General features: G+C 74.0%; 17 protein-coding genes. 6 read left to right on the plus strand and 11 right to left on the minus strand.

Going from position 1 to position 20,266, the window contains the following annotated elements; genetic code table 11:
- Positions 1 to 960 (plus strand): RICIN domain-containing protein (locus ACH4D3_RS13970; protein ID WP_398321147.1); only part of this gene is annotated, 960 nt, incomplete at its 5' end.
- Between the two features lie 24 nt (positions 961 to 984).
- Here ACH4D3_RS13970 and ACH4D3_RS13975 read toward each other — a convergent pair.
- From ACH4D3_RS13975 to ACH4D3_RS13985, 3 genes are all read right to left on the minus strand, one after another.
- Entirely contained in the window at positions 985 to 3,057 is a 2,073-nt protein-coding gene (locus ACH4D3_RS13975; RefSeq protein ID WP_398321150.1) for an ATP-binding protein, read from the minus strand.
- 5 nt (positions 3,058 to 3,062) lie between these two features.
- Positions 3,063 to 3,740, minus strand: a complete 678-nt coding sequence (locus tag ACH4D3_RS13980; protein ID WP_398321153.1) for a DUF4255 domain-containing protein — start codon at positions 3,738 to 3,740, stop codon at positions 3,063 to 3,065.
- A gap of 193 nt (positions 3,741 to 3,933) precedes the next feature.
- Positions 3,934 to 4,620 (minus strand): LuxR C-terminal-related transcriptional regulator, encoded by a 687-nt coding sequence (locus ACH4D3_RS13985; protein WP_398321156.1) that lies wholly within the window; start codon positions 4,618 to 4,620, stop codon positions 3,934 to 3,936.
- Positions 4,621 to 4,962: 342 nt separating this feature from the next.
- Here ACH4D3_RS13985 and ACH4D3_RS13990 point away from each other — a divergent pair, with 342 nt between their 5' ends.
- Complete coding sequence (locus tag ACH4D3_RS13990; RefSeq protein ID WP_398321159.1) at positions 4,963 to 8,310, plus strand: AAA family ATPase; 3,348 nt, start codon at positions 4,963 to 4,965, stop codon at positions 8,308 to 8,310.
- 25 nt (positions 8,311 to 8,335) lie between these two features.
- Here ACH4D3_RS13990 and ACH4D3_RS13995 read toward each other — a convergent pair whose 3' ends face one another.
- From ACH4D3_RS13995 to ACH4D3_RS14010, 4 genes are all read right to left on the minus strand, one after another.
- Complete coding sequence (locus ACH4D3_RS13995) at positions 8,336 to 9,217, minus strand: aminoglycoside phosphotransferase family protein (RefSeq protein WP_398321162.1); 882 nt, start codon at positions 9,215 to 9,217, stop codon at positions 8,336 to 8,338.
- Positions 9,218 to 9,267: 50 nt separating this feature from the next.
- Complete coding sequence (locus ACH4D3_RS14000; protein ID WP_398321165.1) at positions 9,268 to 10,779, minus strand: MFS transporter; 1,512 nt, start codon at positions 10,777 to 10,779, stop codon at positions 9,268 to 9,270.
- A 79-nt stretch (positions 10,780 to 10,858) separates the two neighbouring features.
- Positions 10,859 to 11,839 carry a zinc-binding dehydrogenase gene (locus tag ACH4D3_RS14005; protein WP_398321168.1) on the minus strand — a complete coding sequence of 327 codons (981 nt, stop codon included), beginning with the start codon at positions 11,837 to 11,839 and terminating at the stop codon, positions 10,859 to 10,861.
- 69 nt (positions 11,840 to 11,908) lie between these two features.
- On the minus strand, positions 11,909 to 13,069 hold the full coding sequence (locus ACH4D3_RS14010) for an NAD(P)-binding protein (protein ID WP_398321171.1): 1,161 nt from the start codon (positions 13,067 to 13,069) through the stop codon (positions 11,909 to 11,911).
- A gap of 164 nt (positions 13,070 to 13,233) precedes the next feature.
- Between ACH4D3_RS14010 and ACH4D3_RS14015 the strand changes: the two genes are divergently transcribed.
- Positions 13,234 to 13,956: a pentapeptide repeat-containing protein gene (locus ACH4D3_RS14015; protein WP_398321174.1), complete on the plus strand. Its 723-nt coding sequence runs from the start codon at positions 13,234 to 13,236 to the stop codon at positions 13,954 to 13,956.
- Positions 13,957 to 14,300: 344 nt separating this feature from the next.
- On the opposite strand, the gene ACH4D3_RS14020 is transcribed toward ACH4D3_RS14015, so the two are convergent.
- Positions 14,301 to 14,759: a glycine-rich domain-containing protein gene (locus tag ACH4D3_RS14020; RefSeq protein ID WP_398322719.1), complete on the minus strand. Its 459-nt coding sequence runs from the start codon at positions 14,757 to 14,759 to the stop codon at positions 14,301 to 14,303.
- A 154-nt stretch (positions 14,760 to 14,913) separates the two neighbouring features.
- Positions 14,914 to 15,294 (minus strand): DUF6415 family natural product biosynthesis protein, encoded by a 381-nt coding sequence (locus ACH4D3_RS14025; RefSeq protein ID WP_398321177.1) that lies wholly within the window; start codon positions 15,292 to 15,294, stop codon positions 14,914 to 14,916.
- 192 nt (positions 15,295 to 15,486) lie between these two features.
- Here ACH4D3_RS14025 and ACH4D3_RS14030 point away from each other — a divergent pair, with 192 nt between their 5' ends.
- Entirely contained in the window at positions 15,487 to 16,239 is a 753-nt protein-coding gene (locus tag ACH4D3_RS14030; RefSeq protein ID WP_398321180.1) for a DUF5919 domain-containing protein, read from the plus strand.
- Between the two features lie 261 nt (positions 16,240 to 16,500).
- A complete protein-coding gene (locus ACH4D3_RS14035; protein ID WP_398321183.1) occupies positions 16,501 to 17,040 on the plus strand; it encodes a hypothetical protein in 540 nt (179 codons plus the stop codon).
- A 6-nt stretch (positions 17,041 to 17,046) separates the two neighbouring features.
- Here the strand turns inward: ACH4D3_RS14035 and ACH4D3_RS14040 are convergent, their stop codons facing one another.
- Together ACH4D3_RS14040 and ACH4D3_RS14045 are read right to left on the minus strand one after the other, a co-directional pair.
- The gene (locus ACH4D3_RS14040) at positions 17,047 to 17,796 is read right to left on the minus strand and encodes a hypothetical protein (RefSeq protein WP_398321186.1); all 750 of its coding nucleotides are present in this window, start codon (positions 17,794 to 17,796) and stop codon (positions 17,047 to 17,049) included.
- A gap of 22 nt (positions 17,797 to 17,818) precedes the next feature.
- Positions 17,819 to 18,325: a hypothetical protein gene (locus ACH4D3_RS14045; RefSeq protein WP_398321189.1), complete on the minus strand. Its 507-nt coding sequence runs from the start codon at positions 18,323 to 18,325 to the stop codon at positions 17,819 to 17,821.
- 179 nt (positions 18,326 to 18,504) lie between these two features.
- Here ACH4D3_RS14045 and ACH4D3_RS14050 point away from each other — a divergent pair, with 179 nt between their 5' ends.
- Positions 18,505 to 20,265: a DUF4328 domain-containing protein gene (locus tag ACH4D3_RS14050; RefSeq protein WP_398321192.1), complete on the plus strand. Its 1,761-nt coding sequence runs from the start codon at positions 18,505 to 18,507 to the stop codon at positions 20,263 to 20,265.
- The last annotated feature ends 1 nt before the right edge of the window (position 20,266 follow it).

Consider the following 20,266-nt stretch of genomic DNA (forward strand, 5'->3'; position numbering starts at 1 on the left):
ATCGAGCCGGGTCGTGCGGCGTTCGTGGAGACGCGGCTGAAGCCGAAGCAGATCATCTGGTTCGGTGCGAAGGAGGAGCGTCCGTACACGCTGGCGGTGCGGCGTTCCGGGGTGGACCCCACCGAGGTCGAGGGGACGTATGTCCAGCGTGGTTTTCTGCCCCGCTGGCTGGCGACGTTCTTCGGGATTTTCCTGGCGTTGGCGATCGCGTTCGTGATGATCTGGATCGCGTACAAGCCGCAGGTCCGTACGAGTGCGACGGAGCAGACCGAGCAGGCCGGTGCCGCGCTGGCGCCCAGTCCGAGTGCGACTCCGGAGACGCTGCCCAGCAGTGCCGAGTCCGCGCCCGTCGAGCAGCCGCAGGTGCAGCAGCCGCCGGCCACCCAGGAGCCGGAGAAGGACAACGGCGGAGGCGACGGCGGCGACAAGGGCGGGGAGGCCAAGAAGCCCGCCAAACCGGCCGTGAAGCCGGTGGTCCCCGCCCAGAACATCCTGCTGCGGAACACCACCAGCCACATGTGTGCCGAACTCCCCGGGCGGGAGAAGGGCGAGCTCGACGGACCCGTCCAGCAGGCGGTCTGCGACGACACCGACGGGGACAACCAGATCTGGAACCTTGAGGTGAAGTACGCGAAGGCCGGCCCCGGCGGGACGGACCTCTTCCAGATCCGGAACATCAAGGACCAGTACTGCATGGACCTGCCCTACCATGGTGCCGCTGCCGTGGGGACGCCCGTCACCGAGTTCAAGTGCGACAGCACCAGCGCGACCGACAACCAGTTCTGGTGGGTCGACAAGCAGGAGAGCGGGGCCTACTGGATCCGCAACTTCTCCAGCAACCAGAAGTGCCTCGGCGTCGAGGGCGCGAACGGCGGCGCCCTCTTCTCCAAGATGGTGCTCGACAATTGCAGTAACGTCGACGACCAGGAGTGGGAGATCATCCACCCGAAGAAGGGGTGACGGCCGGAGGCGGCCCGGCGGCCGTCACCAGCCGCCTTCCCCCGGGACCAGTCTCCCGGCCTTGCGGTACTCGCGGCGGGCGCCCTCCAGGAGGTCGTCCGCCGTCACCATGTCGTCGCGCCCGGCGGCGAGGTACGCGGCCGTGACGACCGCGCTGCGGATCGAACCGCCGGCCAGCTCGAAGTCCCGCGCCAGCACCCCCGGGTCGATGCCGTCGGAGGACGGGACCCGCGACAGGCTGTGCCGCCACAGCGCCAGGCGCTGCTCGACGTCCGGGAACGGGAAGTCGACGACCAGGTCCAGGCGCCGGGTGAACGCCTCGTCGATGTTGGCGCGCAGGTTGGTGGTGAGCAGGGCGATGCCGTCGAAGGACTCCAGCCGCTGGAGCAGGTAGGCGCTCTCCATGTTGGCGTACTTGTCGTGGGCGTCCTTGACCTCGGAGCGCTTGCCGAAGACGGCGTCGGCCTCGTCGAAGAGGAGTACGGCGTCCGTGCGGTCGGCCTCCGTGAAGATCCGCTCCAGGTTCTTCTCGGTCTCGCCGACGTACTTGTCGACGACCGACGACAACTGGACCACGTACAGGTCGAGGCCCAGGTCGGCGGCGACCACCTCGGCCGACAGCGTCTTGCCGGTGCCGGACTCGCCCGCGAACAGGCCGAGCACGCCCCGGCCCCGGCCACCGCCCGCGCTGAGCCGCCAGTCGCCGAGGACCCGGTCGCGGTGGCGGGCGCGCAGGGCCAGCTCGCGGAGCTGGACCAGGGGTTTGTGGGGCAGGACCAGGTCCTGCCAGTCCACGTCCGGCCGGATCCGGCGGGCGTGGCTCTCCAGCCCGGAGGCCGACTGGCGCCGGGCGGCGAGCCGGACGTGCTCGGCGCCGACCGGGGTGCCGTCGAAGGCGGCGAGGGCCTGGGCGGTGTGCGCGGCCCGCTGGATGCGGTCGCCGCCGAGCCGGTACGGGGCGACGGCCGTGGCCAGGTCGAACCCGTCGGCGTCGGCGCCCAGCGCGGCCCGCCAGACGGCCACGCCACCGGCCCGGCGGCCCGGGGCGTCCAGGACGAGCGGGTCGGCCGGGGCCCAGTGGGGGTCGTAGGGGCGCGGGTCCGTCATGAGCACGGTCACGTCGGTCGCGGCGGTCAGCGACCGCACCAACGGGCCCGGCTTCTCGGGCAGACCCGACACCACGATCGCCCGGCCGCCGAGCCGGGCCTCGCGCAGAAGCTCGGGCACGTGGTCCTCGGGGCCGGTGCAGCGCAGTGCGTCGATGCCCGCGGCGTCCAGGACGGTGGCGAGGGCGGCCAGGCCGTCGCCCTCGCGCGGTTCGCGCAGATAGGCGGTGAGCGGGCCGTCCTGCAGCCGGGCGGCCAGGCGCCGGACGAAGACGTCGGCGTCGCCGCCCGCGGCGGGCAGCGGGCCCGGCATCGGGAGCAGCAGGCCGAGGAGCGCGGCGTCCGGGGTGTCGTCGCCGAGGAGGTGGGCGACGAGCCGGTCCGGGACGCGCAGCGAACGGGTCAGGAAGGGGCGTTCGGGTTCCTCGACCTCCAGCAGGCCCAGGGCGCGCAGCGGGGCCGAGGTGTGGAAGCGGGCCCGGGCCGTGGCCATGTGCGCGGGCACCCCGCACAGATCGAGGGCGAGGCCCACGGTGGCGCGCCGGCGGCTCACGTCGTTGTTGAGGTAGCCGTAGAGCGGCTCGAACGTGCGGTCGACGTCGGGGGCGAGGGCGACGAGCAGGGCGGCGGTGTCCAGCTCGGTCAGCCCTGTCTGCCCGGCCAGCCGGGCCAGCCGGTCCGCGAGGCCGGCCGGAGTGCGGGCGGCGGCGGGCGCCACGGGGACGCCCACGCCCACCGGCTCGGCGCCGGCGGACGGCCAGGTGCGCAGCAGGTGCTGGACGGCCTCGTCGGGCAGGTACAGGCCACGCAGCGGATCGTCGGCCGTGGGGTCGTCGGCGGTGCGGTGCTCGACCAGCGCGGCCACCCGCTCCCGCAGGACGTCGAGCCGGGCGAGCAGTGCCCGGCCGGAATCGCCGGGCGGGGCGGCGCCCGGTGTGCCGGTGGTGGAGGCGGTGGCGGCGTCGGGAGTGCGGGTGTCGGCGGTCGTCACTGTCGTCACTGTCGTTTCGTGCGGCCGTCCGTCACGGCCTTGCGGGCCGCGCGGGCCGCCACCACCTGGTGCGGCCGGTGCGAGCGGCCCTCGGACATCGGCGGGTCGCCCTCGACGCCGCCGATCCGGACCGTCGCGCCCTCGGTGACCGGGGGCCCGGCGTCGTACTCGGGGTAGGCCGGGAAGGGCGCGGTCACCACCAGGTCGAGGGACGGCTTCAGCTCGCCGCCCAGGGCGGACCAGATCTCGGCGAGGGAACGGGACTCGGTCTGGACACCGGCCACCGTCATCGGCACCGGGAGACCCATCGAGCCGAGCGCGCCGGGGAGTTCGTAGGGGGGCAGCTGCTCGCGGGGCAGCAGCGTCGCGAGTACCGCGGACAGCAGCCGGTGTTCGTCCTGCGGGGTCTTCGTCCAGGCGGTCACCAGGTACGACAGCCGGAACCAGCGGGGCGGCTGGCGGCGCTTGACGACGATGTCGTCCTGGTCGCGCACCGCCACCTGGCCGCGGTGCCGACGGCCCACGTCCTCGCGGATGTCGTACAAGTAGGCGTTGACCACGGGCGCGTTGCGGCGGGCCGCCCAGTCACGGGTGGGTGCCTCGAAGGCCACGTCGATGCCCGAGTCCGTCAACGCCCCGCCCTTGAGCAGGGTCTTGAGGACCTCGTCCACCTCGTGGATCACGCTAGCGCTCCCGCCCTGCCCGCACTCCAGTCCGCGCGGCCCGCCCGCTGCCGCCGGTCACCGGTGCCGGTCACCGATGCTCTCACCGATCGTTCCTCCGGCCCGCCCTGCCCGCACGCGCCCCGGGGACGACGGACGGGCAGGATGCCGTGCCCGCGCGGACCAATGGGTCCGCCCTCGATTGCCCGTTCGGTCAGATGTAGCCTTCCCGGAGGGCATAGGCCACGGCGTGGGCGCGGTTGCGCAGATGGAGCCGCGTGGTGAGTCCGTGCATCACGTTCTTGACGGTGCGTTCGGAGTAGGACAACTTGCCGGCGATCTCTCCGGTGTCGAGACCCTCGGCGACCAGCCGCAGGACGTCCACCTCTCGGGGTGCGAGGCCCAGCGAGGGGGCGCCGGGGCGACCCGCCGCGCCCCGGTGCAGCGTGCCCACCTGGCTGATGAGCCGGCCCAGCAGGTCGGCCGGCAGGTCGCCGTCGCCGCGCGAGGCGGCCAGTACGGCCTGCACCAGCCGGTGGGCGGTGGCCTCGTGCCGCCAGACGATGGCGCCGACGCCGCACTCGACGACGTCGAGCAGTTCGCTCTCGCGGATCGCACCGATCACCAGCACGGCGCGCGCGCCCTCGCTGCGCACGATCCGGCGCAGCCGGGTGAGCGCCGCGTCGTCGAGCGCGTCCTCGATGAGCAGGGCCACCGTGCCGGGCCCCGACTCATCGCGCAGGTCGATCTCCGGGTGCCGGCGCAACTGGCTGACCGCGCCCTCGCGGCTGATCGGGTCCGGAGCGGACACCGCCACCGGGACCCGCCGGTCGACGACGCCGACCGGTTTGCCCGGCCCGTGCGCGGACGCCGTGGACGTCGTGGATGTGGCGGATGTCATGGATGTGGTGGTGTTCCGGGGTGAGTTGAGCAACCGTTTCCCCCCTGTTCACGTGCCCGCACTCCGGCACAGGCCGGTAGCGGATGTGCGTGTTCCACACTTATGGGACTGCTGGGACTTCGCAATCGTGGAGCACCACGAGGCACACCACGAGACCAGTGCGCCGACCGCCACGAGCGGCCGTCGTGCGGTCGTCCCGGCAGGTCAGAGGGGCTCCGCAAGGACGTGGGGGCCCGTGGAGGCGGCCGCGGACCACCGTGACCCGCGCCACTTCGCACCACCGTTCACCGCAGTCGTTCGTCTCACACACCGGGGGAGCACCATCCACCACAGGAGGCACCGATGACCGGACCGCTCCGTGAACGCGACGACGCCCACGCGCTGTTGTCCGCCGAGATCGAGCGCGCCCGGGCCGGCACCGGCCGCCTCGTCCTGCTGCGCGGCGCCAGCGGCACCGGACGCACCGCCGTACTGGAGACCGCCGCCCGGCACGCCGAGGACCGCGGCCTGCGGGTGCTGCGCGTGCGCTGCTCGCCCGAGGACACCTCGGTGCCCTTCGCCATGGTCCTCCACCTCCTCGGGCCGGTACCGGAGTTCACGGACACGGCGCCCGGCGGCGACGACCGGGGCAGTGCGGCCCGGCTGTGGCGGCTGCTGCGTTCGCACGCGGCCGAGGGCCCGGTGCTGGTGGCCGTCGACGACGTCCACCTCGCCGACGACTCCTCGCGCCGCTGGCTGACGGAGGCGGCCCGGCACGTCGACCGATTACCGGTACTGCTGGTCGCCACCGAGCGCAGCCAGTACGACGTCGACCCGCGGCCCGCCGGACTCACCCAGGCGCTGTCGCCGTCCCTGGTGCGCACCCACACCCTCGCCCCGCTCAGCGACTCGGCGGCGGCCGGGCTGGTCCGCGACGCCTTCCCGGACGCGTCCGCGCGCTGGACCGAGGAGTGCGTACGGGCCGGTGCGGGCAGCCCGCTGCTCCTGCACGCCCTGCTGGACGACCTCGGCGGCACCCCGCACCCCGACGGCGTCCCGCCGGTGCCGGACAGCTGCGCCGCGCTGTACCCCGGGTCCTACCCGGCCGCCGTCTCCTGGTGGCTGAACAGCGCGGGCCCGGCGACGGCCGACGTGGCGCGCTGCCTCGCGGCCCTGGAACAGGCCTGGCCCACGGGCCCGCCGGACCACCGGGCCGCACTCCGGCATGCCCTCCCACACCCGCAGGCGTCCCCGCCGGGCGCCGCGTACCGGCAGGCACCGCCGTCGGACGGCGTGTACCGGGAGGCGTCGCCGTTGGCCGGTGCGTACGGGCAGGCGCCGCCGCTGGACGGAACGGCCCGGCCGGCGTCGTCGCGGGATGCCGCGTACGCGCAGGCGTCCGCGTACGGGCAGGCGCTGCCGTCGGACGGTGCGTACCGTCAGGGCCCCGCGTTCGGCGCCGTGCGCCGGCACACCCATGAGACGCCGACCGCGCGGACACGTCGGCCCCGGGACATCGCGCCGGGCTGCCGGGACGTGTGGAGCGCGGACTCCGGAGGCGGCGCGGATCCGCGGACCCCGCCGCCCGGCGCGGAGCTTGTGGAGCACGGCCCCTATCCGCACCCCGACGAACCCGCCGGATTCACCGACGGGGCACCGTACCCGGCGTCCTCGGTCCACGGGCCGTACGACGCCCACGCGCCGCACCGCACGACGCTGTGGCGCACCCCGTCCCCGCCCCCGGCGCAGGGGTCGGCCGGGGACCCGGTCGACGTGCTCGCCGAGGCGGCCGGCGCCGATCCCGCGCGGATCGAGGGCTGGCTCGCCGCCATGACGCGGCTGGGTCTGCTGCGCCCCGACGAGGGCGGCCGCCCCCGCTACGCGCACCCGTTGCTGCGCGACGCCGTGCTGACCGGCTGGCCCCGGCCGCGCCGCGAGGCCGTGCACCGGTCGGCGGCGGAGGCGATGCTGCGCCGCGGCGACCGCGTCGAGGCGGTCGCCCGGCATCTGCTGCGCACTCCGGCCGTCGGCCTGTCCTGGGCGCTGCGCGTCCTGCGCGACGCGGTGACCGTCGCCGTGCACGACGCCCGTCCCGCCGACGCCGTCGGCTATCTGCGCCGGGCGCTGGACGAGCCGGTGTCCGACGATCTCAGGCAGCGGCTGCTGACCGAACTGGGCTCCCTGGAGTACGCGTCGGCCGACACCCCGGCCGCCATCGCCCGGCTCGCCGAGGCCCAGCACCTGCCGGCCGAGCCGCGCAACCGGGTGCGTACGGCCGTCGCCCTCGGCACCGCCCTGGCCGGGCGCGGCGAGATCCGTACCGCGATGGAGGTACTGCGCCGCACCGAGGGCCGGCTGTCCGGCCACCCCGGCCTGGCCCGCACCGTGCAGACCGCCACCGCGCTGCTGTCCGACGCGGACCTGGCGACCCGGCAGGAGGTGTACCGGTGGCTGTGCGAGACCGGCCGGGTCTCCCCGGAACTGGTCGGCACCGCCGGACAGGCCCTGCTGGTGCGGTACGCGGCGACGGCCGCGCTGATCTCCGCCGACGAGGCGATGGTCCGGGTGCGGGACCTGCTCGCCCAGCCCACCGACCCGCTGGCCGAACCCTTCCTCCTCGGCACGGCCGCCGCGGTCGCCCAGTGGGCCGACGAACTCGACGAGGCCGAACGGCTCGTGGAACGCGGCCTGGCCGGACAGCACCCCGCCCTGCTGCACCCGATGCAGCACGCGCTGCTCAACACCCGCGCCGACATCGTTGCCGCCCGCGGCGACCACGCCCGGCTGCTCGCCCTCGCCGCCGACCGCGGGCCCGGACCCGGCTCCGGACCCGGCAACCGGGACGCCCACGCCCTGATGGCCCTGGTGCACACCGGCCGCACCGACGAGGCCCTGCACTACGCCGCCCGCTTCGACCTGCGCGAGGTGCCCGAGAACTGGGAGCTGAACCGCTACCTGTACGCGCGGGGCGTGCTGCGCGCCGCCACCGGCGACCCGGCGGGCGCCCTGCACGACTTCCTGGAGTGCGGGCGGCGCCAGGCGGCCCGGGAGGTGATCAGCCCGGTCGTCACCCCGTGGCGGACGGCCGTCGCCGAATGCCGGCTGGCGCTGGGCGGCGGCCCGGAGGCGCTGGCCCTGGCGACGGAGGAACTGCGGCTGGCCCGGGTGTGGAACACCCCGCGCACCGTGGGCCGCGCCCTGCGTGTGCTGGGCACCGCGACCGGCGGGCGCCGCGGCCTGGAACTGGCCGAGGAGGCCGTACGGACCCTGCGGGACGCGCCCGCCGACACCGACATGGAGCTGATCCCCGCGCTGCTCGCCCAGGGCCGCCAGCTCCTCGGCGCGGGCGAGCGCGGACGCGCCCGGGCCCGGCTGCGGGAGGCGGCGGAACTGGCCGAACGCAAGGGCGCCCTGCGCTGGCTCACCCTGGCCGGGCAGGCCCTGCGCGAGGGCGGTGCCCGCGGCCCGGTGGCGTCCCGCACCGGCGCCGGCGCACTGACCGGCAGCGAGCGCCGGATCGCCGAACTGGCCGCCGACGGCCGCACGAACACCGAGATCGCCGACCTGCTGCACCTCGCCCGGCGCACCGTGGAGACCCACCTGACCAGTACCTACCGCAAGCTGCGGATACGGCGCAGGACGGAACTGCCGGCCGCCCTGGAGCGCGGCGGGCGCCGGGAACGGGAGCCGCGCCCCGACAGCCGGCGCTGAGGACCGCCGGTGATCGGCGCGGTCCTCACAGGTCGCGCAGCAGCCGCCCGATCTCCAGCTGCTCCGTCTCCAGCGGGTCGCCGTCCTCGACGTTCCACAGGCTGTTCTGCAGCACGCGGCCCAGCGACCAGGCGCGGGCCCGCTCCCGGTCGAGCCCGAGGACGTCGGTCATGGCGTCGAAACGCCACCGGGTCTCGCCGGGGTCGTAGCGGTTGTCCAGGGCGGGCAGCAGGTCGAAGCCCGGGTCGCCGGCCAGCGGCTTGGGGTCGATGGCGATCCAGGGGGCGCGGTCCGCGGCCAGGACGTTCTCGTAGTGCAGGTCCCAGTGCAGCAGCCGGTCGCCCGGCTCGTCGGCGACCTCCCGCACGGCGGCGGCGCAGTCGGCGACCAGCCGCCGGTCGGCCGGGTCGGGGATGCGCTCCAGGGTGTTGGGCGTGCGCTCCAGCATGCCCCGCGCGATGTCGCCCAGACGGCGCACGCCGGGCGGTGCGGGCGTCGCGGTGAGGTGTGCGAGCAGGCGGGCGATGACCAGGACGGCCTCGCGGGAGTCCGCGACGTGGCTGAGCATGCGGCCGGCGTCCAGGCGCTCCAGGAGCATCGTGCCGGTGGCCGGGTCGTGGTCGAGCAGCCGCACCGCGCCGTCCCCGTCCCACACCCGCAGGGCGATCGGCTCGCCCTCGGACTCGGCGTCGACGATCTGGAGCTTCAGCGCGGCCTCGGTGCCGTCGCGGCGCACGACCGGCAGCACCAGCGCCGCCCACCCGTGCATCGACGGTCCGTCGAGCCGCAGTTCCCACCGCTCCAGGAACCCGGCCGCCAGCGCCGGCAGCCCCTCGACGAAGGCGCGTCCGGCCGCCCCGTTGTACTTCGCCTGCGCGGTCGCGAGTCCCTCGGGCACATCGATCACATCACCGGACGCTACCGGCGGGCGCCTTCGCGGTCACGCGGATTTCCGCCTCACCTCACCGGCTCCGGCACCGGGCGTTCGGCCGGGGTGCCGTGCTTCGGCGCCTTGGCCGTCACCATCACCCCCGCGACCACCCCCGCCAGCAGCATGATCCCGGCAGCCACCCAGATGGCGACCGTGTAGCCGTGCACGATGCCCTCCCGGACGATCAGTTCCCGCTGGGAGGGGTCGGTGAGGTGGGCGGTGATCCACGACGCGCTCGTGCTGGTCGCGATGGTGTTGAGCAGCGCCGTGCCGATCGAGCCGCCCACCTGCTGCGAGGTGTTGACCGTCGCCGAGGTCACGCCGGAGTCCTTCGGGGCGACCCCGGCGGTGGCCGTGGAGAACACCGGCATGAAGGTCAGGCCCATGCCGAGGCCCATCAGGAGCAGCGCCGGGAGGATCTCGGAGACGTACTCCGAGTGCACGGTCATCCGGGTGAGGATCACCATGCCGCCGGAGGCGAGGAGCATGCCGGGGACCATCAGCATCCGGGGGCTGACGTGCGGCAGCAGCCGGGCCGAGATCTGGGTGGAGCCCACGACGATCGCGACGGTCAGCGGCAGGAACGCCAGGCCGGTGCGCACGGGGGAGTAGCCGAGGATGACCTGGAGGTAGTAGGTCATGAACAGGAACAGCCCGAACATGCCGATGACCGCCAGCATCATCGTCAGGAAGCAGCCCGCGCGGTTGCGTTCCCGGATGACGTGCAGCGGCAGCAGGGGCGTCGGCGCCCGGGTCTGCCACCACACGAAGGCGGCCAGCAGGACCACGGCCAGGCCGAACAGGGCCAGCACCAGCGGGTCGGTCCAGCCGCGGGGCTGGGCCTCGCTGAAGCCGTAGACGAGGGCGACCAGACCGCCGCAGCCGAGGACCACGCCGGGCACGTCGAGCCGGGCACCGGCGTGCCCGGGCCGGTCGTGCAGCAGGGCGAACGCGCCGATCACCGCGATGACCGCGATGGGGATGTTGACGTACAGGCACCAGCGCCAGTTCAGGTACTCGGTGAGGAAGCCGCCGACGATGAAGCCGATCGCGGAGCCGCTGCCGGCCAGGGCGCCGTAGATGCCGAAGGCCTTGCCGCGTTCCCGCGGGTCGGTGAACGTGGTCGTCAGCAGGGACAGCGCGGACGGCGCGAGGACGGCGGCGAAGACGCCCTGGAGGGCGCGGGCGCCGAAGAGCATCGCAGAGGTGGTGGCGGCGCCGCCGATCGCGGAGGCCGCGGCGAAGCCGATCAGCCCGATGACGAAGGTGCGTTTGCGCCCCGCCAGGTCCGCGACCCGCCCGCCGAGCAGCAGCAGGCCGCCGAAGGCGAGGGTGTACGCGGTGATCACCCACTGGCGGTTGGCGTCGGACATGTCCAGGTCGCGCTGGGCCGAGGGCAGCGCGATGTTCACGATCGTCGCGTCGAGGACGACCATCAGCTGGGCCAGGGCGATGACGACCAGACCCCACCAGCGGTGGGGATCGGTCTCCCCGGGCGCGGCGGGTCCCCCTGTCCGACCTGTCCGGGAGCCACTCATTTCGCCAGAAGAACACGATTCGGGACGGGTCGCATCCCGTTGCCCGGGCCGCCGGGCGGATCGGTGCGCCGGCCGCCGGTCATGGTTCGAGGACCACCTTCCCGGTCGTCCCCCGGTTCTCCAGGGCGCGGTGCGCGGCGGCGGCGTCGGCCAGCGGGAAGCGCCGCACGGCCGGGACGAGCCGGCCCCCGGCGGACTCGGCGAGGGCGCGCAGTTCGAGGGTGCGTACGGGATCGGCGCCGCCTGCCCGCTCCATCATGACCGGGCCGAGGACCTGCTGGGAGACGCCGTCGACGAGGTACGGGGTGCCGTCGTGCAGGCCCTTGCCCGACCAGCCGAAGACCAGGTGGCGGCCGCCGGGACCGAGCAGGGCGACCGCCTCGCGGGCGATGTCCCCGCCGACGCCGTCGAAGACGACGGTGGCCTCCCTGCCGCCCAGGTGGGCGCGGACCTTCGCGGGCCATTGGGGGTCCGTGTAGTCGACGGCGAGATCGGCGCCGTTCGCGGCGACCAGCGCGGTCTTGTCCGGCCCGCCCGCGAGGCCGATCACGGTGGCGCCGGCGTTCTTCGCGTACTGCACCAGCAGCGTGCCGATGCCGCCCGCGGCGGCCGGGACCACGGCCACCGAGCCGGGTCCGAGGTCGGCGAACTGCAGGATCCCCATCGCCGTACGGCCCGTGCCGATCATGGCGACTGCCTCGGCGAAGTCCAGGTTCGCGGGGATCTCGTGCAGGCGGGCGGCATCGGTGACGGCGAGTTCGGCGTAACCGCCGGGGGCGAAGCCGAGGTGGGCGGCGACGCGCCTGCCCAGCCAGCTCTCCGGCGTCCCCTCCCCGAGGGCGTCGACGAGGCCGGCGACCTCGCGGCCGGGGACGGTGGGCAGCTCCGGAAGCGTGGGCGCGGGCCCCTGGATGCCCTCGCGCAGGGCGGTGTCCAGGAGGTGGACGCCCGCCGCGCGGACGGCGACCCGGACCTGGCCGGGGCCCGGCGCCGGGTCCTCGACCTCGTCCAGGACGAGGTTCCCGGCCGGGCCGAAGGCGTGCAGTCGGATGGCGTGCATGGCGAAACCCCCAGGGTGAGGAGCGGAGCTGTTGCTGGCCCCACTCAACGACCTCAAGCTCGCTTGAGGTCAAGCACCCTTGAGGTCGAGCTCGCGCCGCCCGAGGGCGAGGGAGACCGCCGTCAGCGCGCTGTTGAAGGAGACCTCGGACAGCAGACCGGGCGAGGCGACCTGGTCACCGGCGAGGTAGACGCCGTCGCCCCGGTCCACGGCCGGCCGGTCGCGCCAGGTGCTGCCGGGCAGGTCGACGGCGCCGGTACGGCCGTTCGCGACCGCCTCGCGCCGCCAGGTCAGCCGCTCGCGCCAGCCGGGGAAGCCGAGGTCGAGCAGCTGCTCGGCCCGTGCGGTGCCGTCGCCCTTCGACTCGTGCGGCGCGATGGGGATCTGCCCCTGGATCAACTGCTCGCCCGCCGGTGCGAGCGTGCGGTCCTGCGCCGTGAACCGCTCGATCCACCCCGGCGCGTCCAGGTCGGAGACGGCGAAGGCGTCGCCGCGCCGGGTCCGTACCGCCAGGTCGACCAGGGTGGTGCGGCCGCTCGGCCAGGTCAGCGCGGGGTCGTCCAGCAGCCGGCGGGCCGCGTCGAGGGACGTGGCGACGATGACGGGGGCGTCGGTGGGCAGCGTGTCCACGCGGGACAGCGTCTCCATCCGCACCCCGAGGTTCCAGGCCAGGGCGGCCATCCGGTCCACCACCCCGGCCCAGCCGCCGCGCGGGTAGTGCGCCTCGGGCGGCAGCTTGGCGGCCCGGCGCAGCCGCTCCTGCACGAAGGCGGCGGACAGCGACCCCGGATCGTGGTGGAAGAGGGCGACCGCGCAGTAGTGGGCGGCGGCCCGGGCCCCCTCCTCACCCGCGATCCCGGTCGCCCAGGTCAGGAAGTCGACGTCGACCGGCGCGGGCCCGACACTCCGGCGCAGCAGCTTCAGCATGGCGAACGGCGGGGTGCGGCGCAGCGCCCCCTTGTGCCGCAGCCGCAGCCGGGCCGCCTCCAGCGGCGGGATGGGTGCGAGCGGACCGATCAGGTCGCGCCGGCGCAGCCAGGCCCAGTGCGGGCCGCCGTTGTAGAGGGCGTGCGGCCCGTCATTGGTCCGGTAGGGGCCGTCGGCCGTCCGGGCCCGCCCGCCGAGCGTGTGGTGGGCCTCGTGGACGGTGACCTTGGCGCCCGCCTCGGCGGCGGTGATGGCCGCGGTCAGTCCGGCGAAGCCGCCGCCGATGACGGTGATGCGATGCATGGCTCGGGTTCTCCCTCGGTTCGGGGTCGCGGTCGGGTCGCCTGGCACGGCGCCTGTCTGCCCGTACGACGGCCGAGGGGGTACCGGATGTGACATCCGGCCGGAGGCAGGGAGATTTCCGCAGGTCGGAGAGGATTGTCAGTGGCGCGGTGCAGCATGGGCCCATGGCGAGGAGAACGGCGCGAACGACGAGTACGGCGGGAACGGCGGGCGGGCGCGGCACGACGACGGTACGAGGGGCGAGACGCCCGGAGCTGCGCCTGCCGCCGCTCACGCCGTACGAGGACGGCGGCGGCCTGGAGCCGGACGGGGACTACGACGCGCTGGACTTCCGGGAGACGGACCTGACCGGCCAGGACGGCGCGGGCGCCCGCTTCATGGACTGCGCGCTGACCGGCTGCGCGCTGGACGAGGCGTCACTGCGCGCCGCCCGGCTGCTGGACACGCGCCTCACCGGCGTCCGGGGCGTCGGCACGAACCTCGCGGAGGCGACGCTGCGCGACGTGGAGCTGCTCGACGCCCGCCTCGGCGGCACCCAGCTGCACGGCGCCGTCCTGGAGCGGGTCCTGATCCGCGGCGGCAAGATCGACTACCTCAATCTGCGCCGGGCCCGCCTCAAGGACGTCGTCTTCGAGAGCTGCGTCCTGGTCGAGCCGGACTTCGGGGGCGCCCGCCTGGAGCGGGTCGAGTTCGTGGACTGCGCCCTGAAGCAGGCGGACCTCAGCGCGGCCACCCTCACCGATGTCGACCTGCGCGGCGCCGCCCCACTGGACCTGTCCCGAGGCGTGGACCGCCTCTCGGGCGCGGTCATCAGCCCCACCCAACTCCTCGACCTGGCCCCGGCCCTGGCGGCGGAGCTGGGGGTGCGGGTGCTGGGGGAGGAGTAGAGCCCCCGCCCCCGGGAATCCGGCCCGCTCGGGGACCTCCGCTCCGCACCGCTCCCGCAACCCCCTGGGGTACCGCGCGGGTCGACCCGCGCAGATTCCATTGCCCCGCACTCGCCCGCTCACCACAAGGGGCAGACGTGAAGCGGCCCCGGACCGACGACGGGTGACGTCGATCCGGGGCCGCGGTGAGCGGTCAGGGCTTGGGCGGGGACACGAATCCCCGGACAGGCCGCTGCTCCTTCGGGTCACGCGTGGCGGGCTGCTGCGAGCGTCTCCACGCTGCCACCAGTTCCGCGTAGCGTGGGTCGATCCATTCGGACACGGTGCCTCCCTTCACGGGCAGGCTACGCCGCCCCGGGCTTGGGCTTGGGCGTGATGATGATGGTGCACTCCGGGGCGTGCTGGCACTTCGCCGCTACCGAGACGAGGGTCTCGTCCGACGGCGGCCCCCACAGCTCCGGGTCCGCCTCCCAGCCGAGCGCCGCGATGGTCTCGCGGGTCCGGTCCAGGATCGGCGGGTCGTAGCTGATGGGGTCGTAGCCCGGGGAGTGGTGTACGAACGTGCCCTCGCCGCCGAGCCGCTCGCACAGGCCGGCGTACATGTGGGTGTGCAGGATCAGGGCGTGCCAGCCCTCGTCGACGATCCGCGACGGGGCCAGGCCCACGCCCGGGTTGGTCGCGCAGACGGCCACGAACTTGAGGCTCTCGTCGACGATCCGGCCGGCCATCTCCTTGGCCATGTCCGGGTTGGCGTCCATGACGGTGCCGCGGACGCCGGCGAACTGCTGGTCGGTGATGAGCATGCGCACGAGGGCGGGCAGCGCCAGGGCGGGCGGCGGGGTCGGGCCCGGAGGTATGGTCACGGGATCTCCTTCGCTCGTTGCGGATGGGGATGGCCCGCCCGGGTCGGGGCACCTTGCCGGGTCTGCCCGGCCTGGGCGGGAGTCTGTGGGCGGCCTACGACGCGCGACCCAGGGCCTGGTGGTGGTCGGCGAGAGCGTTCGCGGTGCGGGCCATACGGATGGCGGCGGACAGGCGCACCCGGTCGGTGTCGCCGTCGCCGAGGCGGAGCCGCATGCGGGCCTCTCCGATGCACGCCAGTGCGCACGCCCGGGGAACGTCGTCCTTGGGCAGTGCTCGGGTGAGGGCCTCCACCGCGGTGATCAGCCCGGCGATGTCCTCGCGCAGCCGAGCGGTCATCTCCGCGACCTCCGCGGCCTCGAACGACTCGGCGTCAGCCGCGAGCAGCCGGCGCGCCGTGGCGCGGACCGTGGCGATGTCCGGCGGGGCCGAGGCTCCCCCCGCTTTGGTGGCGGCCGGGGTTGTAGCGTTTGCCATGTCGACGCTCCTTGCAGCGTTGGCCACGACCCGGGTCCGTTCGCGCGGTCGCCGGGGTCTTCCAGCCCATCGTGATGCCCCATCAGGCCCTGATCGGCGCGGGCGGGCAGACAGTTGGGGCGTAAGGGCGCTAGCTTCGAAAGCGTCCAAACGTCCACAGGGGGAGCCTTGAATACGGCCTTACGATCAGCTATGGATTCCGCCGGGCTCTCGCCGCGGCAGCTCGCGCTTCGCGTCGGTGTCTCGGGGAAGACGGTGGAGCGCTGGATCGCCGACGACGAGCTGATCCCGCACGCACGGAACAGGGAAGACGCATCGCAGGCGTTGGGAGTTGAGCCAGACATGCTGTGGCCCAAGGCCGTAAGGGACCGGCTGAAGACGGGCGGGGACCGCGAAGTCGTCCAGACGTACCCGTACCGATCTGCCTGCCCGTCGACAGTCTGGGCAGGGCTGATCGCTGACGCGTCCGAGGAACTGCTCTTCGCCGGGTACACCAACTACTTCCTGTGGACCCAGGTACCGGCGATCGCGGCGACGCTGCGGCAGAAGGCGGCGGCCGGGTGCCGGGTGCGGTTCCTGCTCGGCGACCCCGACGGCGACGTCACCAGGCAGCGAGAAGCCATCGAGGGCGTGGCGCTCACGGTGTCCACCCGCATCCACATGTCCTTGGAAGAGCTGGCCAAGCTGGCTGACGTTCCGCAGATCGAGGTGCGCTGCACGGCGGCCGAGGACGCAGTGAACCACGTGAGCCTGTCCGTCTTCCGCTTCGACGACCAGGCGCTGATCACCCCGCATCTGGCGCGCGTCGTCGGCCACGACTCCCCGCTGATGCACGTGCGGCGCCGAGGGCAAGGCGGACTGTTCGACCGGTTCTCCGAGCACGCCGAAGAGCTGTGGGGCCGAGGTATGCCGGTTCCCGGCGTCGCCGTCCCCGATCAGGCGTAGGGGTCTCGCTCTAACCGAAACCCCTGGACGCACGAAAGCGGCCCCGCCCTCGGAACGCCTACGGGCCGACCTGGCGAGACGCCTGACCAAGTCCGGCGTCCTGCGTAGCGCGAAATGGGCGGCGGCTGTCACGTCGGTTCCCCGGGAGTCGTTCCTTTTCCCGCGGCTGGTTCGAGTCCGAGGACGGCGGCTGGTACCGGCCGGCAGCCAGTCGGGGCCTCCCCGGAGGGCCTCGCGCGGATCTACGAAGACGACTCCCTCGTGACGCAGGTGGCCGGAGGCGTCTTCCCCGATCAGGTCGAGGGGCGCATCGCCGCGGCCCCCTCGTCATCGTCCACCCTGCCGAGTCTTGTGGTGCGGATGCTTGAGTACCTGCGGGCGACTGAGGAGAGTCGTGTCCTGGAGATCGGCACGGGCACCGGCTACTCGACCGCGCTGCGGTGCCATGCCGTGGGCGAGGACGTGACCACGGTCGAGGTCGACGCTGAGGTGTCCGCCCGTGCCGGGATGGCGCTTGCGGGGGCCGGGTACTGGCCCGAGCTCGTGGTCGGTGACGGCTTGGCGGGACACAAGGAGGGCGGTCCGTACGGTCGCGTGATCGCCACCTGCGGCGTGCACACGGTGCCGTACGGCTGGGTCTTCCAGGACGGCGCGCGGTGGATGGTGCGACAGGGTGGCCCGGTGCGGCTGTGGGACGAGATCACCGAGCGCCTTGCGCGGTGGCGGACCGACGGGCGCCCGTCGGCCGGCCGCATGCGGCTGCACGTCGGCCCCGGTGGGCAGAACCTCACCTGGGTGTGACCGCTGTCAGACGTCGCCCTCGTTACCAGTCGAGGCCGAGATGTTCCGTGTGGACACCTTTGCTTCGGTGAGGGCCCGCTGCCTGAGGTCGCCGAACAACACCATCGTGGTGGCGGCCAGGACGTCGTCCCTGCCGACGGTCCGCCGGTCTCCCGTGCGGGTGGACAGGGCCCCGAGGACATCCTTGGGGAACGGGGGCGCGGCCGCTTCGTCCGGCGTCCCCAGGACGACCGTGCCGAAGCGTGTGACCCCGCCCTCGCGGACGACCACGGCCGCGCCCCGGGCGAGGTCCGTCAGGAACACGCTCGCGATGCCGTCCAGGTCGCGGACCATCGCCGGGACGGCCGGCGCACCCCGGCTCCGCAGCAGCTTCCTGACCCCGGCCTCGAACCGGTGGGCTCCGGCCACGGCACTTGGGGTGCGCGTCCCCCTGCGCTGACGAAGGGGTACGAGGACACCGTCGGCGTCGTACAGGTCACCGGTCCGACTTCGGAACGTCGGGCTGTGGACGTACCACGTGCCCCCCACTTCCAGCTCGACATCGCGGTCGGTCGCCGAGATCAGGTCCCCGGGTATCAGCTTCCTCCGGGACTGCTCCGCCGCCACCCTCCTCGCGCCCTCGATGATCTCCGTCAGCACCGTCCGCGTCACCGACGCGGCGGCCCACGCGGCCGACCGGGAGACGTGCAGCGGGGTCACGTCCCGGAACACCGCTTTGACGAGGGAAGGCTTGAACGGCGCGGGTTGTGCGGTCATCGGAAGTGACTCTCCCTGCTGTCTAGTCGGAGGGCATCCGCGGGAAGCGGGCCTGGAGGGTCCAGATGGCCGGGTTGTCCGCGAGGTCGTCGTGGAGGTCGGTGAGGTCGGCGAGCAGGTCGTGGAGGAAGTCCCGGGCCTCGCGGCGCAGTTCGGTGTGGGAGAAGGACAGCGGGGGTTCGTCCGCCGGGAGCCACTCCGCCTCGATGTCGACCCAGCCGAAGCGGCGCTCGAAGAGCAGGCGGTCGGTGGACTCGGTGAAGTCCAGCTCCGCCCGCTGCGGCCGGGCGGCCCTGGAGCCCGCCGGGTCCCGGTCGACGTGCTCGACGATGTCGCACAGCGCCCAGGCGAAGTCGAGCACCGGCACCCATCCCCAGGCTGTGGACAGCTCCCGGTCCGCCTTGGTGTCGGCGAGGTACACGTCCCCGCAGAACAGGTCGTGCCGCAGGGCGTGGACGTCCGCGCGCCGGTAGTCCGTCTGCGGCGGGTCCGTGAAGCGGGTGGAGAGGGCGTAGCCGATGTCGAGCACGCAGGAGATGGTGTCACGGACCGGGGCGCGGAGACGGACCGGACCGCTCCGCGGCCACGGGCGCGGGCCGTGCCGGGCTCAACTGCACTGGGAGCACTGGCTTTTCCATGCGCCGCCGCTGTCTCTATCCTCGTCCCCAATCCCGGTGCGCACGGTGTCGCCGGGGGAGAGGGAGCAAGATGGACGGGTTGAAGCCGGACGATCCCGAACGGATCGGCAGGTACCGGTTGCTCGGCAGGCTCGGTGAGGGCGGCATGGGCCGGGTGTACCTGGCCCGCTCCGACCGGGGCCGGACGGTGGCCGTCAAGACCGTCCGGGAGGAACTGGCCCGCATGCCCGACTTCCGGCGGCGCTTCGCGCAGGAGGTGAAGGCGGCGCAGCGCGTCGGCGGCGAGTGGACCGCGCCGGTGCTGGACGCCGACACCGAGGCGGCCACCCCCTGGGTCGCCACCGGGTACGTCGCCGGGCCCTCGCTCGCCGAGGTCGTCGACCGGCAGTACGGGCCGCTGCCCTCCGCCACCCTGCGGGTGCTGGCGGCGGGGCTGACGAGGGCGCTGCAGGCCATTCACGCCGCCGGGCTGGTCCACCGCGACCTCAAGCCCTCCAACGTCCTGGTGACGATCGACGGCCCCCGCGTCATCGACTTCGGCATCGCCCGCGCCCTGGACGCCTCCACGCGGTCCGCCGAGGGGCTCACCAAGGCCGGCGCCGTCGTGGGGTCGCCCGGCTTCATGTCCCCCGAGCAGGTGCGCGGGGAGAAGGTGTCGTACGCGAGTGACGTCTTCTGCCTCGGCGCGGTGCTGGCCTACGCGGCGACCGGCCGGATGCCCTTCGGTACCGACGAGGGCGGGCTGCACTCGCTGCTCTTCCGCATCGCCACCGAGGAGGCGGACCTGACCGGGGTCCCCGAGCCCTGGCAGGGCGTCGTCTCGGCCTGCCTGGCGAAGGAGCCCGAGAAGCGGCCCACGCCCGAGGAACTGCTGACGTCGATCGAGGACATGGGGGGCGCCGACGGCACCCCGGGCGGCGCGTGGCTGCCCGGCGAGGTGCTGGCGGAGCTGGGCCGGCACGCCGTGCAGCTGCTGGACAGCGAGGACCCGGAGGACAGGGTGCCGGTCGGGGCGGCTCCCGCCGCGGGCTTCGGACCGCCGCCCGCCGCGTACGGTCCGGCGACTCCCCCGTGGCAGGGCGGCTCGCCGCTCGGGGCGGGACCCGGAGCCGCTCGGCCCTCGCCGTACGCCACCCCGCCCCCCGCGGCGGTACCCGTCGCCCCGTCGCCGTACGCCTCGCCGCCCGTACGTCAGGCGAAGGGGCTGGCCACGGCGCTGAACGTGCTGCTCATCCTGTTCGTCGTGCCGGTGCTGTTCGAATTCAACGTCCTCATGGCCGTCCGCGACGAGCTCGACGGGCGGCCCGGTTCGTCGTCTCCCAGGGGCATCGACGACTTCAGGGCGCTGCAGGTGACGAGTCTCGTGGCCGAGGGCCTGGGCCTGCTGGTGCTGCTCGCGGCGGCGGCCGTGTGGGTGTGCTGGTTCCGCCGGATGCGGCAGAACGCCGAGTCGTTCGCGCCGGGCCGCGTCCGCTACAAGCCGGGCCTGGCGGTGGGCTCCTGGTTCATCCCCGTCGGCAACTTCTTCCTGCCCAAGCAGATCGCCAACGACATCTGGACCGCGACGACCGGCCGCCCGGCGGGCGCCGGACGGTGGCTGATGCACACGTGGTGGTGGCTCTGGGTGCTCCACCTCGCGACAGAACTGAGCGCCTACCGGACCTGGGACGAGGAGAAGACCGCGGACGACGCCATGGGGACCGTCATCAGCGCCCTGGGCGGCGACGTCGTCGCCGTCGTGAGCACCGTGTTCGCCGTGCTCTTCGTCTCCCGGCTCACCAGGCTCCAGGGGGACCGGGCCGCAGGCGGCGGAGCGGCCGGGGCCCGCTGAG

The organism is Streptomyces sp. NPDC018026 (assembly GCF_044327745.1).
GTDB classification, from domain to species: Bacteria; Actinomycetota; Actinomycetes; order Streptomycetales; family Streptomycetaceae; genus Streptomyces; species Streptomyces rubrogriseus.